Source organism: Clostridium frigidicarnis (genome assembly GCF_900111985.1).
In the GTDB taxonomy this organism is placed as follows: Bacteria; Bacillota; Clostridia; order Clostridiales; family Clostridiaceae; genus Clostridium_Z; species Clostridium_Z frigidicarnis.
The window spans coordinates 52722-68432 of sequence record NZ_FOKI01000005.1; the positions used below are offsets into that span (position 1 = coordinate 52722).

General features: G+C 28.6%; 14 protein-coding genes. All 14 read right to left on the reverse strand.

Features of this window, described 5'->3' with window-relative positions; translation table 11 throughout:
- Window positions 1-2 precede the first annotated feature (2 nt).
- Window positions 3-1169 (reverse strand): D-alanyl-D-alanine carboxypeptidase family protein, encoded by a 1167-nt coding sequence (locus BM119_RS04010; RefSeq protein ID WP_090039122.1) that lies wholly within the window; start codon window positions 1167-1169, stop codon window positions 3-5.
- 513 nt (window positions 1170-1682) lie between these two features.
- Window positions 1683-2987, reverse strand: a complete 1305-nt coding sequence (locus tag BM119_RS04015) for a pyrimidine-nucleoside phosphorylase (RefSeq protein ID WP_090039124.1) — start codon at window positions 2985-2987, stop codon at window positions 1683-1685.
- Window positions 2988-3007: 20 nt separating this feature from the next.
- On the reverse strand, window positions 3008-3826 hold the full coding sequence (locus tag BM119_RS04020; protein ID WP_090039126.1) for a purine-nucleoside phosphorylase: 819 nt from the start codon (window positions 3824-3826) through the stop codon (window positions 3008-3010).
- Window positions 3827-3861: 35 nt separating this feature from the next.
- On the reverse strand, window positions 3862-5034 hold the full coding sequence (locus BM119_RS04025) for a phosphopentomutase (RefSeq protein WP_090039127.1): 1173 nt from the start codon (window positions 5032-5034) through the stop codon (window positions 3862-3864).
- Between the two features lie 19 nt (window positions 5035-5053).
- The gene (xerD, locus tag BM119_RS04030) at window positions 5054-5932 is read right to left on the reverse strand and encodes a site-specific tyrosine recombinase XerD (RefSeq protein ID WP_090039129.1); all 879 of its coding nucleotides are present in this window, start codon (window positions 5930-5932) and stop codon (window positions 5054-5056) included.
- Window positions 5933-6028: 96 nt separating this feature from the next.
- Complete coding sequence (spoIIM, locus tag BM119_RS04035) at window positions 6029-6652, reverse strand: stage II sporulation protein M (protein ID WP_090039130.1); 624 nt, start codon at window positions 6650-6652, stop codon at window positions 6029-6031.
- A 75-nt stretch (window positions 6653-6727) separates the two neighbouring features.
- A complete protein-coding gene (locus BM119_RS04040) occupies window positions 6728-7246 on the reverse strand; it encodes an NUDIX hydrolase (RefSeq protein ID WP_090039132.1) in 519 nt (172 codons plus the stop codon).
- A gap of 269 nt (window positions 7247-7515) precedes the next feature.
- Complete coding sequence (spo0A, locus tag BM119_RS04045; protein ID WP_090039134.1) at window positions 7516-8334, reverse strand: sporulation transcription factor Spo0A; 819 nt, start codon at window positions 8332-8334, stop codon at window positions 7516-7518.
- Between the two features lie 188 nt (window positions 8335-8522).
- Window positions 8523-9734: a SpoIVB peptidase gene (gene spoIVB, locus BM119_RS04050; RefSeq protein WP_090039135.1), complete on the reverse strand. Its 1212-nt coding sequence runs from the start codon at window positions 9732-9734 to the stop codon at window positions 8523-8525.
- A 190-nt stretch (window positions 9735-9924) separates the two neighbouring features.
- Window positions 9925-11643 (reverse strand): DNA repair protein RecN, encoded by a 1719-nt coding sequence (recN, locus tag BM119_RS04055; protein WP_090039137.1) that lies wholly within the window; start codon window positions 11641-11643, stop codon window positions 9925-9927.
- Window positions 11644-11666: 23 nt separating this feature from the next.
- Window positions 11667-12116 carry an arginine repressor gene (locus BM119_RS04060; RefSeq protein ID WP_090039138.1) on the reverse strand — a complete coding sequence of 150 codons (450 nt, stop codon included), beginning with the start codon at window positions 12114-12116 and terminating at the stop codon, window positions 11667-11669.
- Window positions 12116-12964, reverse strand: coding sequence for an NAD(+)/NADH kinase (locus BM119_RS04065; RefSeq protein WP_090039140.1), 849 nt, complete (start codon window positions 12962-12964; stop codon window positions 12116-12118). The genes BM119_RS04060 and BM119_RS04065 overlap by 1 nt, the downstream gene beginning before the upstream one ends.
- 24 nt (window positions 12965-12988) lie before the next feature.
- The gene (locus BM119_RS04070) at window positions 12989-13810 is read right to left on the reverse strand and encodes a TlyA family RNA methyltransferase (RefSeq protein WP_090039142.1); all 822 of its coding nucleotides are present in this window, start codon (window positions 13808-13810) and stop codon (window positions 12989-12991) included.
- Between the two features lie 16 nt (window positions 13811-13826).
- Window positions 13827-15695, reverse strand: coding sequence for a 1-deoxy-D-xylulose-5-phosphate synthase (gene dxs, locus BM119_RS04075; protein WP_177199311.1), 1869 nt, complete (start codon window positions 15693-15695; stop codon window positions 13827-13829).
- Window positions 15696-15711: the final 16 nt, after the last annotated feature.

Sequence of the window (15711 nt, forward strand, 5' to 3'; positions counted from 1 at the left end):
ATTTAATTGTTAAACATATTTTTTATGTTATACTTTAGATTATCTATAACTCCGCCCTTTTTAATATCTCTATCAGTATATATTTCAACTTGCCCAACTTCTTTATCTCCTATATAAAACTTACATGAGCCTACTGTTTCTCCTTCTTTATAGGATTTTCTATCAGCATTAAGTTCTATTTTTGAAGTTACTTCTTCTTCTTTGCCTTTTTCTAAAGTTACATTTAAATCTCCATTAGCTTTAGCCATGAAGAATTTTTCTCCGCTTTTATCTAATACAACTTTTTCTACTTCCTCATCCTTAGTAGCTAACTTTTTGCTATAAAACTTAGAGAAACCATGGTTTAATAACATGCTCGCATCTCTATTTCTTATTTTATATGTTGGTGCTCCCATAATTACGCTTAACATTCTTACATTATCTCTTACAGCAGTGGCTGATATACAATATTTAGCTTCTTCTGTATATCCTGTTTTTAATCCATCACAGCCCTTAAAAAATCTTACTAGCTTGTTATGATTCACCAACTCTATTGGACTTTTTCTTCCTTCAGATATGGTTTCCATATATGTACCTGTATATTTTAATATTGTAGGATGTTTAAGCAATTCCATAGACATAATTCCTATATCATAAGCTGTACTTACATGTCCTGATGCTGGAAGTCCATTACAATTCTTAAAAATTGTATCCTTCATTCCTAGTTCTTCACAACGTTTATTCATTATTTGAACAAATGCTTCTTCACTTCCACCTAAATATTCTGCTAAAGCTACTGCAGCATCATTTCCAGAAGCTATACCAACACCTTTTAACAGTTCCTCTACAGTTCTTATTTCCCCAATATCAAGTAACATAGTGCTACCACCCATTTTTTTTGCATTTTCACTGCATGTTACCTTATCCTCTAATTTTATTTTGCCACTATCTACTGCTTCCATTGTTAATAACATAGTCATTATTTTAGTTACAGATGCAGGTGCAAATTTTTCATGTGAATTTTTTTCATAAAGTATATTTCCACTAATAGGTTCAATTAATAAAGCGGATCTAGCCTCAACATCTAATCCTTTATTTTCCTCTGCATTTACTTTAACACCAGTTATTAATGAAATAATGAAAATTACTACTAAAAATAATGAAATTTTTCTTTTAAAACATTCTTTCATATCATACACTCCTCTCAAATATATCTTTTCCATTTTTCATTAAATTATGACAAATTTCATTATTATATTTACATTATACCCATTTTAACTTATCTTTGATTAAAGCTTTAATTTTTCAACTTAAAATTTCTATAATTCTCTACACAAGAGAATTAATTTAAACCGAAAAGTGATGTCTAATCAACGCAAACTAGCTGGCACTTAAAAATTACGTATCACTAACACTCCAATCTTCTACAAGCTATAGATGTGTGCTCTTTAGGATATAAGTACCATCACGACCCTAAATAAGTTCCTCTAATCTTTAGTTGAAACGATGTACTTTTCTTAAGCAAACTCCATCTGAAACTAAGAATAACCTCATAATTTCATAAAAAATAAAAAGAAGTTATTACAATATACTTTAAACATTGTAATAACTTCTTTATTATCTAATTAAATTCCATGTGAACCTAATAATCACTTTAGGCACATGAAAGAAAACAACAAGTCGAATGTGCCTTATATAAAATACTATCTAACAATACCATATATAAGAGGAATCTCATTATTATATTCTTTAGTAATAACATAATTATCTAATATATCATTTTTAGCTTTTTCTGCTTTTGTTTCATCATTTGAATGTATATAAGCAATTATGTCACCTTCTTCAACATGATCTCCTCTTTTTTTATTTAACACAATTCCTACTGCTAAATCTATTATGCTTTCTTTTGTAGCTCTTCCTGCTCCAAGTTCCATAGCAATAAGGCCTATTTTCTGAGAATTTATTCTTTCAACTACTCCAGAATTTTCAGCTTTCACTGGAACAATATATTTAGCTTTCTCAAATTTATTAGTATCATCTATTACATCAGTTTCTCCACCTTGAGCTTTTATAAATTCTTTAAACTTCTCTAAGGCTTCTCCTGATTTTATTGTATTTAAAAGCATATCTCTAGCTTCCTCTGGATTTTTAGCTTTACCTGCTAAAATTACCATTTGACTTCCTAGAGTTAAACAAAGCTCCAATAAATCTTCAGGCCCTTGACCTTTTAAAGTGTTTATAGCTTCTTCTACCTCTAATATATTACCTATAGCTAATCCTAGAGGTTGGTCCATATCAGAAATAACTGCAATAGTGTTTCTTCCTACATTCTTTCCTATTTCAACCATCTCATGAGCTAATTCAAACGCAGCCTCTTTAGTTTTCATAAAAGCTCCATCTCCAACTTTTACGTCTAATACTATAGAATCTGCTCCTGCAGCTATTTTTTTACTCATTATACTAGATGCTATTAAAGAAACATTGTCTACTGTTCCTGTAACATCTCTTAAAGCATATAACTTTTTATCAGCCGGTGCTAAATCTCCAGTTTGACCTGCTAAAGCTATCTTTATTGTATTTACATTATTCATAAATTTTTCTTTTGGCATCTCAACTGAAAATCCTTTAAAGGATTCTAACTTATCTATTGTTCCACCAGTATGACCCAATCCTCTTCCTGACATTTTAGCTACTGGAATTCCAAGGGAAGCAACCATAGGTGTTAATACTAATGTTGTACTATCCCCAACTCCACCTGTACTATGTTTATCTACTTTTACACCATCTATCATAGATAAATCTAATATATCTCCAGAATTAACCATAGCCATAGTTAAATCTGCTGTTTCTCTACTATTCATTTTTTTGAAGAATATTGACATTAATAAAGCGGATACTTGATAATCCGGAATTTCTCCCTTTGTGTATCCATTAACAAAAAAGTTTATCTCTTCTGTAGTCAATTCCTCACCGTTTCTTTTTCTTAATATTAAGTCATACATTCTCATAGAGTTTACCTGCCTTTATATTATTTTATGTTTTTTAATATTTCCCCTACTAATGATATAAACTCATTTTTAACTTTATTAGAAGTCTCTATTACTTCTTCATGATTCAATGGCTGATCTAAAATACCTGCTGCCATATTTGTTATACATGAAATACCTAAAACTTTCATTCCACAATGATTAGCTGCTATAACTTCTGGAACTGTTGACATTCCAACTGCATCTCCACCTAAATTTCTCATCATTCTTATTTCTGCTGGTGTTTCATAAGATGGTCCTGTTGCCATTATATAAACACCTTTTTTTACATTTATATTTAGTTTTTCAGCTACTTCAAAAGCTACTTTTCTTAATTCCTTGTTATATCCCTCAGACATATCTGGGAATCTTGCTCCTATTTCTTCATAATTTTCACCTATTAATGGGTTAAATCCTGAAAAGTTTATATGATCTTCTATAATCATTAAATCTCCTGGAACAAAGCTTTCATTTACTCCGCCAGCTGCATTAGTAACAATTATATTTTCTACTCCAAGTTTTTTCATTATATATACTGGAAGCACTAATTCATCCATTCTATTTCCTTCATAATAATGGAATCTTCCTTGCATCATTACTACTTTCTTACCATTGTATTCACCAAAAACAAATTGTCCTGCATGACCCTTTACTGTAGATACTGGTAGATTAGGAACCTCTGAATATTTTACTATAACCTTATTTTCAATATCATTTGCCATATCTCCAAGACCTGATCCTAATATAAGACCTATCTCAGGCATATCCTTTATTTTTCCCTTAATAAAATCAACACTTTCATATAACTTTTTTAAATCCATTCTGCTTTTCCTCCTAAATATCTGTGTAATATATATTATTTAATTTTGTTGTAAAAACTTTCTCCATTTAAATCATTATCTATATTAAAGAAGTCTAATATAGTTTTTCCTATATCACAGAAACATTTTCTTGTTCCTATATCAACACCACTTTTAAGATTTTTTCCATAAACTAATATTGGAATATATTCTCTTGAATGGTCTGTGCTTTCTGTAGTTGGATCACATCCATGATCTGCTGTCAAAATAAGCATATCTTCATCATTCATTTTACCTATTATTTCATTTAATCTATTATCAAAATCTTCTAGTGCTTTACCATATCCTTCTGGATTATTTCTATGTCCATATAACATATCAAAATCAACAAGGTTTGTAAATATAAATGCATCTTCATTTTCATTCATATATTCTAGAGTTTTATCTACTCCATCCATATTGTTTTTTGTATGAATAGCATCTGTAACACCATTTTTATTATATATATCTTCAATTTTTCCTACTGCTTTAACTTTTATATTGTTTTCTTTTATGTATTCTAATATAGTCTTATTAAAAGGATCTAAAGCATAATCATGTCTATTAGATGTTCTTGTATACTTGCCATTTTCACCAAGAAAAGGTCTTGCTATAACTCTTCCAACAGCCTTTTCACCAACTAATAATCCTCTTGCTATTTCACACATTTTATATAATTCTTCTAGTGGTATAACTTCTTCATGGGCAGCTATTTGAAAAACACTATCTGCTGAAGTATAAATTATTGGATATCCAGTTTTAACATGTTCATCTCCCAAATCTTCTATTATTTGAGTTCCTGATGCAACGATGTTACCTAAAGTCTTTCTTCCTATCTTTTCTTCAAATTCTTCCATTATTTCTTTAGGAAAACCTTGTGGATACGTATTTAAAGGTTTATCTAATATTACCCCTGCAATTTCCCAATGACCTGTTACTGTATCTTTTCCCTTTGAAGCTTCCATAGCTCTTCCGAAAGAAGCCATTGGTTTTTTAGTATCTATATTTAACTTTTCTAATCCCTTTATATTTCCTATTCCAAAATTCTTAAGGTTTTCAATATTTAATCCACCATTTGCTTTCCATGTATTTGCTAAAGTATTACTTCCTTCATCATGATATAGATTAGCATCTGGTAATTCACCAACTCCTACACTGTCTAATACTATTAATATTGTTTTTTTAGCCATAGTTATTTCTCCTCTCTAATTAAGCCCTTGGGTGTGCTTTTGTATATACTTCTTTTAACCTATTTTTCTTAGTTATATACGAATATCTTTCAGTAGCTGATAAATCTGCATGCCCAAGCAGTTCCTGAACTGACTTTATATCTGCTCCATTTTCTAATAAATGTACAGCAAAAGAGTGTCTCAATGTATATAAATTTATTGATTTATTTATATTAGCTTCTCTAGCATATTCTTTTACAATCTTCCAAAAGCCTTGTCTTGTCATCTTCTTTCCTCTATTGTTAAAAAATAGTAGATTTTCATTGTTATATCCTAGGTTTCCTCTTACTTTTAAATATTGTTCCATATATTTTATAGCTAATGAACCTAATGGAATAACTCTTTGCCTTTTTTTACTTCCATTGCATATTATATATTGCATTTTCAAATTTAAATCTAGTAACCTTAAATTTAAAAGTTCTGAAACTTTAATTCCTGTGGCATACATAATTTCAAGCATTGCTCTATCCCTAATTCCCTTATCGCATTCTATATTAGGTGTAGATAATAATCTATCTATTTCATCAACTGTAAGAGTTATTGGAATTTCTTTTTTTGATTTAGGCAGTTCATATACAAATGAAGGAGTTTCTTTGGTATAACCATATAGATTTAAATACTTATAAAAATTTCTTATTGAGGCCATTTTCCTATTTATAGATGCTATAGACTTTTTTTCTTCCATTAATTTCTGTATATATGCATTTATAGTTATCTCATCTGCTAAATTTATATCTTCATCTCTATTAGTTATAAATTCAACATATTGATCTAAATCTCTTATATATGCCTCTATGGTATTTTTGGATAATCCCTTATTCTCTATATAAACTTTGTACTTTTGTATTAAATCATTCATATTTAAAATCCTACATCCTTATTTTATTATTAACGCCTAGACTTTTATCATAAGAAACTATTTCGACAAAATTTAATGAAATCCTTCTCTAATGTTCTATATTATGTATTTTAGTATTGTTGGTATAAAATAAGCCTCTATTATAGCTCCCAAAATTAACATTACTCCAATACAAATACATAAGGGTATATAATTGCTTAAACATTGTTTATTTCCATAAGAATTTTTGTTTAACCTAGACTTTAGACGATTCAAAGCCATTTCACATGAAAATACTGAGGTTATTATTATAGCGGATACATATAGTAAGTTTTGTGGAACTATAGATGCAAGTATTACAAGCCCACCTTTTAATCCCATAGAGTTTATGATAACTCCTGTACTAAACCCTATTGTAAACCCTTTAATTATATTAATAATAAATATAATTGGTACACCAACTATTATAATACCTAATATGATTATAGCCCCTATCATTATTAAATTACTTTTAAGTCCACCTAATAATATTTTTTCTTTATTTATATCTATTGAATTAAATTGATCTGCAAAATTCAAAAAATAGCTAGATATGTCTTGTTTATATGTGTCTCCCATATACAAAATAACATATATTCCAATAACTATACCTGTAAACAAAAATAATAATGAAATAAGATAAAACCATTTGTTTTCATGTAAATACTCTTTTAATGAAACTAAAAATCCTTTTTGATTCATAATCCTTCTCCTCTCTGCAATAAATCATATTTAATATCTATGATTAATCATAAAGAGATATGAAAGATTTTTTAATTAAATATACATTAAAGCTGCAATAGTTTTTCCGTCTTCTATTTCTCCACTCTTTATCATTTCTTTTATTTTATTAAGTTTCACTTCCTTAACATTTATAAATTCGTCATCATCTCCGCCTTTTATTCCTTTATAAAGATCTTCTGCTTTGTAAAGATATATATATTCATCACAGAATCCTGGAGCTGTAACTATCTTACCAAGATATGTGAATTTATTGCATTTATAGCCTGTTTCCTCTTCTAATTCCCTTATTCCACATTTGTCAGTCTTTTCACCTTTTTCAAGTTTACCAGCTGGTATTTCCAATAATATCTTATCTAAAGGTTTTCTAAACTGCTCAACAAGAAGTATAGTTTCCTCATCTTTAAAGGCTAATATAGCAACCCCACCAGGATGACGTATAATCTCTCTTTCTGCCTCTAACCCATTTGGCAACTTAACTTTTTGAGTTATTAAGTTCACTACCTTACCTTGAAAAATTTTATTTTCCTCTAAAGTTTCTTCAAAAAAATCCAATTTTTATCATCCTTTCAATATAACTTTTATAATTTTATTATTTTTAAATTTATATTATATAAGTTACACAATAATTGTTTTTTATATCATATAAACAGCATTAGACTGCTTCTTCGTATTTATATAATACCATATTATTTTCAAAATTTTAGCTATTTTATTATTTTTTTTAGCACATATTTATAGTTTTTTAAACTTTAACTCTAATTTAATATATAAAAAACACCTAAATTTGTATAATTACAAATTTAGGTGTTTAAGTTTCTGTGTTAACTTACCTTATTCTTAAGTCTTAATTTATCAGCTACCATTGCAATAAATTCTGAGTTTGTTGGCTTGCCTTTGTCATTGTGTATAGTATATCCAAAGATTCTGTTTATAGCCTCAACTTGTCCTCGTCCCCACGCTACCTCTATAGCATGTCTTATAGCTCTCTCAACTCTACTTGCTGTAGTATTGTACTTCTTAGCTATAGAAGGATATAGCTCCTTTGTAACAGCTGATAAAAGCTCCATATCATTAACTACCATAGTTATAGCTTCTCTTAAATACATATACCCTTTAATATGAGCTGGAACCCCTATTTCATGTATTATATTTGTTATTTCAGATTCAAGATCTATGGGCTCTTTCCTAGCAGCTTGTCTAACCATAGTTGAACTGTCTCCCATAGACATGTTTTTCTTATTATCATCGTTAGTTATAGTATTGTTAAACATTTGTCTTATTCTCTTAGTGAAAACTTCCATATCAAAAGGCTTTATTACATAATAATCTGCACCAAGGGTTATTGCCCTTTGAGTTATCTTGTCTTGTCCTACTGCTGATAAAACTATTATTCTTGGCATAGGATCTAAATTCATAGTATTTAATCTTTCTAAAACCCCTAATCCATCTAGATGTGGCATTATAATATCTAATACTACCAAATCTGGACTTCTTTCTTCTATTAATTGTAATGCTTCCAACCCATCTTTTGCAATTCCTATTACATCGATGTCTCTTTCATTCATTAAATAGTCATTCAATATATTGCAGAATTCTTTATTGTCATCTGCTATAAGTACCTTTATTTTAGAATTTTCCATCACAATACTCCCCTTTTGAATTTTATTCCATATCCTAACAATTAAATTATTCGATAAAAATTTCCCAATTCCTTCTGAAAAATTTATTTTCTGTTAATTAATATAAAAAAATATGAATAGTACAAACAATATTACATATTATACTACCCATATTATTATATTACACTTTTTCCAATAAAATTACTACACTATTTTGATAAAATATTTGAATCTCTTATCATCCACTCTATATAAATACCATAACCAGTATCTGGTTTATTGATAAGAACATGTGTAACTGCCCCAATAATCTTATTATCTTGTATTATTGGACTACCACTCATACCTTGCACTATACCACCTGTTTTCTCTAACAAAGTAGCATCCGTTACTTTAATCACCATACTTTTTGTTCCTGGTGAATCTTGACTTAAAAGTTTTTCTATTACTATATCATAATATTTAGGCCCATTTTCGTCTATAGTAGTTATTATTTGAGCTGGCCCTTCTTTTATTTCATTTTTCAATGCTATTTTCATTGGCTTTGTATTAATAAGATTCTTTAAATTGTTATTACTTATCCCAAATATACCACATTCCGTATTATTTTTTATATCTCCTAATTCCTTCTTCTCATTTACAAATATACCCTTTAATTCTCCAGGATTTCCTCGCTGACCTTTCTTTACACTTATTATGGATGATTCTACTATACTTCCTTTTCCTACTTTTAACAGGCTATTAGTATCTATATCTGTTATAGGATGACCTAATGCTCCGTAATGTTTTGAATTTTCATCATAAAATGTTAATGTTCCAACTCCTGCAGTAGAATCCCTTAGCCATAATCCTATTTTATATCTATCTTCTTCATCTATTTTTACCGGTTTCAATTCTTTTTCAAAAATTTCTCCGCATCTATCTATTGAAAGTTTTATGCTTTCTCCCTTTTTATCATTTATTATTTTAATAAGCTCTGATGATGTAGATAATTGCTCATTATCAGCTTTTAAGATTATATCACCTACATTTAACCCAGCTAAAACACCAGGATTATCTATATTTGTATTATCAGCATTTTTTATATCTGAAAATGCAATTATAAGTAAGCCCTTTGTATTCATTTTTATACCTATAGGTACTCCTCCTGGATAAACTTCCAAATTAGAAATTTCATTTACATTTACCTCTTTTACTGGCAGCATTCCCAAAAGTTTAACATGAGTTTTCCTGTTCACTATATTTGATGTGTTTACTGGAGTTGTTTTTTCTACTGTAAATAAATTATTTATTTTAATTTTATCTAAATTTTTAACATATAACTCTGTTGGTATTGATTTTACCTCTAAATAAAGGGTAAAAAAAAGTATTAGTATAGGAGTCATTATAAGTGTTGTTTTAAATAGTTGTTTTCTTTTCATTTTCTGACCTCCTTTTTTAAGTCTATTTTTAAATTACCCTTTTTTCTAGTCATTATGCTGTAATACATATGTTATTAAAGTAAAATCATTAAGTAATAAGATAATTAAGGATTTTATTTTATTTTTTTATTTATTAAATAAAAATAACCATAAGCATTAAAGCTTATGGTTATTTTACCCAGTATTTTTTTTAATTATGTATTTTTTTAAAAGATTTTAATGTTTCTTTTTTCTTACTGGCCATATTTATTATTTCCTTTGAATTTTGCAAAGTTACGTTTGTTACCTCTGCTCCACCTATCATTCTCGCAATTTCTATTTCTTTCTCATTATATGACAAAAGTTTTACTTTAGTATAAGTTTTATTATCTTTTACCTCTTTGCTGATTAAATAATGATTATCTGAAATACTTGCAATTTGAGGAAGATGAGTTACACAAAATACTTGGTGACGTACTGATATTGAATACATCTTTTCCGCAACTGCTTGAGCAATTCTTCCGCTTATTCCTGTATCTATTTCATCAAATATGACTGTAGGTATCTTATCTTTATCAACAAATACAGTTTTTAATGCAAGCATTATTCTTGAAAGTTCTCCACCTGAGACTATTCTCTCTAGAGGTTTTAGAGGCTCTCCTGGATTTGTAGAAATTAAGAACTGTACTTTAGAACAACCATTTGATTTAAATGTACTTTCTTCTTTTATAACTTCAATATTAAATGTACTCTTTTCAAGACCTATATATTTTAATTCTTCATATATGTTTTCTTCAAGTTTTTTGCTTAAATCTTGTCTCTTTTTATGCAATTCCAAACCTAGTTTCTTAAGTTTTTCTTCTAATACTAATTTTTCATTTTCTAAAGCTTTAATGATTTCTTCACTATTTATTAGTTCATCATATTGAGAAATTAGCTCATTCTTGTAATCTATTAGCTCTTTAATAGATTTCTTATTATATTTCTTTTTATAATCAGAAATAGTATAAATTCTTCTATTAATTCTTTCTAATTCTTCTTCATCATATACAACAGTATCTTTTAAATCTCTTATTTCACATATGGCATCTTCCAATATAAAATAAGCATTTTCTACAGCATCACCTATTTTTTTTGCCTTATCTATATGTTCCTCTATATGTCTTAAATCTTTTATTATTGTGTTCAACGAGTCATATATTGAACTACTATCATCCCTTGTATCATATAACAATCTGTATGAATTATTTAATACAAAGCTTATTTTTTCCGAATGAGTTAAAATATTAAATCTTTCTTCTAACTCCTTTTCTTCTTCTTCATTAAGTTGAACTTCTTCTATATCATCTATTTGATATTTTAAATAACTTATGAGTTTTTCTCTATCACTATTTCCATTTATTTTTTCTATTTTATTTTTCACTTCAATATATTTATTATAATAAATAGTGTACTCATCTTTACTATCTTTTAAAACTTCTAATCCAAAATCATCTAAATAATTTATATGATTGTTACTCTCCAAAAGATTTTGATTTTCATGTTGTCCATGTATATCAAGTAAAGTTTCTGACAATGTTTTTAAAGTTGATATCATTAAAGATTTCCCATTAACTTTCACCACTGTTTTGCCATTTTGAAATGACTCTCTGCTAATAATTATTAAATCTTCATATGGTATATTTAATTTTTTTAAAATATTCTCTGTTTTTTTATTTTCTAATGTAAATATAGCTTCAACAAATGTCTTTGACTCTCCTGTTCTTATAAGATCTCTGTTAAACTTTCCGCCCAATACATAATTAACTGCATCTATTAAAATTGATTTACCAGAACCAGTTTCACCTGAAAGTATACTAAAGCCTTGTTCTAAATTAAGAGATAAGTTCTCTATTAAGGCAAAATTATTTATATTTAACTGAAGTAACATACATTTCCCACCTTAACCACTCTTTATTCTATCATAGCTTTAATTTTATCAACTAACTGATTTGAATTTTCCTTGCTTCTAGTTAGTATAAAGATAGTATTGTCTCCAGCTATTGTTCCTGCAATTTCTTTTAACCCTAAGCTATCTATAGCTTCTGCTGCTGCTGATCCTGATCCTGATAATGTTTTTATTACTACAAAATTATCTACTGATTCCACATTAAGAACTGTATTTGCAAAAATTTTTACAAGTTTATTAGAAAAATCCATAGTATCTTTTTCTACGGAAACATACTTGTATCTTCCATTTGCTGCCATAACTTTAGCTAGTTTTAGTATCTTTATATCTCTTGATATTGTTGCCTGAGTTATATCAAATCCATTTTGTCTTAGTGCTTCTGCTAATTCATCTTGAGTTTCTATATCACTTGAATTTACAATCTCTAATATTTTTTTATGTCTTACTGATTTCATTATTTATCACCCACACATTCCATAGTTCTCCATAATATTTTATTTCTTAAAATTTCAAAATAATCATAATTGTCCATTCTTAAAATTTTACATGAATTAAAATTCTTTGTTATAGTAATTTCTTCTCCATAATTAATATTAACAGATTCTTGACCATCTGCCATTAAAATCATGTCTGAACTTCTATTTTTAACACTAATATTTATCCTATCATCTGATGGTAAAATCATTGTTTTTATTCCTTGAGTATGTGGAGATATTGGAGTTATTTCTATTACATCTAAAGTAGGGTATATTATGGGTCCCCCTGTTGACAATGCATATGCTGTAGAACCTGTTGGCGTAGAAATTATTACACCATCAGCTATAAATGAAGAATAAAATTTATCATTAACCTTTATCTCATGAGTTATCATTGAACTTAAGGGTCCTTTAGTTATTACTATGTCATTTAGTGCATTAAATTCTATTTTTTCTTTATCCTTACATATATTACAATATAGCATAGTTCTAGATTCAATAGAAAATTTTCCTTCTGAAATATCCTTAACGGCATTTTCAAAATCAGAAATTTCTACAGCTGTTAGAAAACCTAATGTCCCTATGTTTACACCTAAAACAGGAACATCATATTTACTAACCTTTCTTGCTGTACTTAACATTGTCCCATCTCCACCTAACGAAATTAAAAGTTGTAAATTCTTAATTTCATGACAATCTAATCCCTCAGAGTCTTTAAAAACAATTATTTCACATTCCATATATTTGTTTATAATATTTTTTATGAAATTTAAATTTTTTTCATCTTCATCTTTTGAAGTATTTATATTTACCCCTACTTTTTTCATAGCAATCACCAACCGTCTAATAAATTATAAATCCTTATGTGATTCTGAAACTATCTCCTCTACCTTGTTCATGTTAAATTCTGATATAACACTATTATCTTTAGTGAAATAAACTAAGTATTCTATGTTTCCTTCTGGTCCTTTGATTGGAGAAAAATCTAAATCTATAATTGTTACTCCCTTTTCTAATAAAAATTCTACTATTTTAACAATTACTTCTTTATGAGTAGAGGCTTCTCTTACAACTCCTTTTTTGCCCACTTTGTCTCTTCCAGCTTCAAATTGTGGCTTTATTAAAGCAACAATTGACCCTTTATCATTTAGCAAATTAAGCACTACTGGAACTACTTTGGTCAAAGATATAAAAGACACATCTATACTAGCAAAATCTGGTTCATCTACTATGTGCTCTTTTTCAACATATCTTACATTCGTTCTTTCCATACAAACAACTCTAGGATCTGTTCTAAGTTTCCATGCAAATTGTCCATATCCAACATCTATTGCAAAAACTTTTTTCGCCCCATTTTGAAGCATACAATCTGTAAATCCTCCAGTAGATGCTCCTATATCCATACATATAGAATCTTCTAAATTTATTCCAAATTTAGCCATAGCTTTTTCCAGTTTAAGTCCCCCTCTACTTACGTACTTTAGGGTATCACCTTTGAACTCTATATTTGCATCTACCTTTATTTTTTCTCCACATTTATCAACTCTAAATCCATCAACAAATATTTTTCCTGCCATTATTTCAAATTTAGCTTTTTCTCTTGATGAAATAATTCCTCTCTCAACTAAAAGTATATCTAATCTCTCTTTTGTCTTTGCTTTACCTTCTGCCATTCTACTCTCCCTTATCTTAAATCATTTTAAGTATTTCTTCTGCTATTCCTTCTGGATGAAGATTATTTATGCTATAAAGTTTATTTACATCACCATGTGGAATAAACTCATCTTTAAATCCTAAATTTTTTACATAGATTTTCTCTTTTTTATCCTTTATGTAATTCACTATGCTTTGCCCTAATCCACCTGATATCATATTATCTTCTACTGTTACTATTTTATATTTTTTATCACATAAGTCATCTAAAAGACTAATATCCATAGGCTTTATAAAACTAGCATTTATTATTATCGGATTTATATTCTTTTCTTGAAGTATATTTTTAGCTTTAATACTATGTTGTACCATTTTACCAGCCGCAATTATAGCTATTTTTTCTCCTTGATTTAAAATCTCCCACTTTCCATAAGAAAAGTTTTCTAAGGGACTTAAAGTTATATCCTTTAAATCTCCACCCCTAGGATATCTTATAGCTACTGGTCCTTCATTAAAATCAACTGCCCATCTTAACATGTATTTAAGTTCCTCGACACATTTTGGGCTAACCAATGTTATATTTGGTATAGGTGTCAAATAAGATATGTCAAATACGCCCTGATGGGTTTCTCCATCTTCACCAACAATTCCAGCTCTATCTATAGCAAATACTACTGGTAAATTTTGAATACAGACATCATGCAACACCTGATCATATGCCCTTTGTAAAAATGTAGAATACACAGCAAATACAGGTTTTATTCCTTGAGTTGCTAACCCTGCCGCAAGAGTTACTCCATGTTGTTCTGCTATTCCTACATCAAAAAATCTGTCTTTATATATATTAGAGAATTTCTTAAGACCTGTGCCATCAGGCATAGCTGCCGTTATGGCCACCACATTTTGATTTTCATTTGCAATTTCAATCAACCCATCTCCAAAGGCAGCTGAATAACTTTTTGAATTATTTAATGGAAGTTTACCACTTTCTAAATCAAATGGTCCTATTCCATGAAATTTATTAGGATTCTCTTCTGCAAAGTTATACCCTTTACCTTTTTGTGTAATCGCATGTATAATTACAGGTCCATCAATTTCTTTTGCCATTTTCAAAACTTTGCTCATATCTTTTATATTATGTCCATCTATGGGTCCTAAATACTTAATTCCCATCTCCTCAAAAAACATACCTGGCACAACCATTTGCTTTATCCCATCTTTAATTTTATTTAAAGATGATACTATATTTTTCCCAAACACTACTTTTTCTAATGTGTTGTTAATATCATTTTTAAATCTGTTATAACTTGGATCTAATCTTAAAGTACTTAGATACGTTGAAAGCCCTCCAACATTTTGAGATATAGACATTTGATTATCATTTAAAATTATTATTAATTTAGTTTTATTAAATCCTAAATCATTTAATGCTTCAAATGCCATTCCACCTGTCAATGCTCCATCACCTATAACAGCTATAACATCAAAATCCTTTTTCATCAAATCTCTCGCCCTAGCAATTCCTAATGCTGCTGATATAGATGTGCTACTGTGCCCTGTATCAAAACAATCGTATTTACTCTCACATCTTTTAGGAAACCCACTAAGTCCTTGAAATTTTTTTAAGGTTGAAAACTTATCTCGTCTATATGTTAAAATTTTATGTACATAACTTTGATGTCCAACATCCCATACGATTTTGTCTTTTTCCATGTCAAATACATTATATAAACTTAAAGTTAATTCAACAACACCTAAATTTGATGCAAGATGTCCTCCTGTTTTAGATACACTTTCAATTAAAAATTCTCTAATATCAGAGGATAAATAATTTAATTCTTTTAAAGACATCAATTTTATATCATTAGGATTTTTATATCTATCTAATATCTTATACATACCAATCCTATCCTTTTCATCA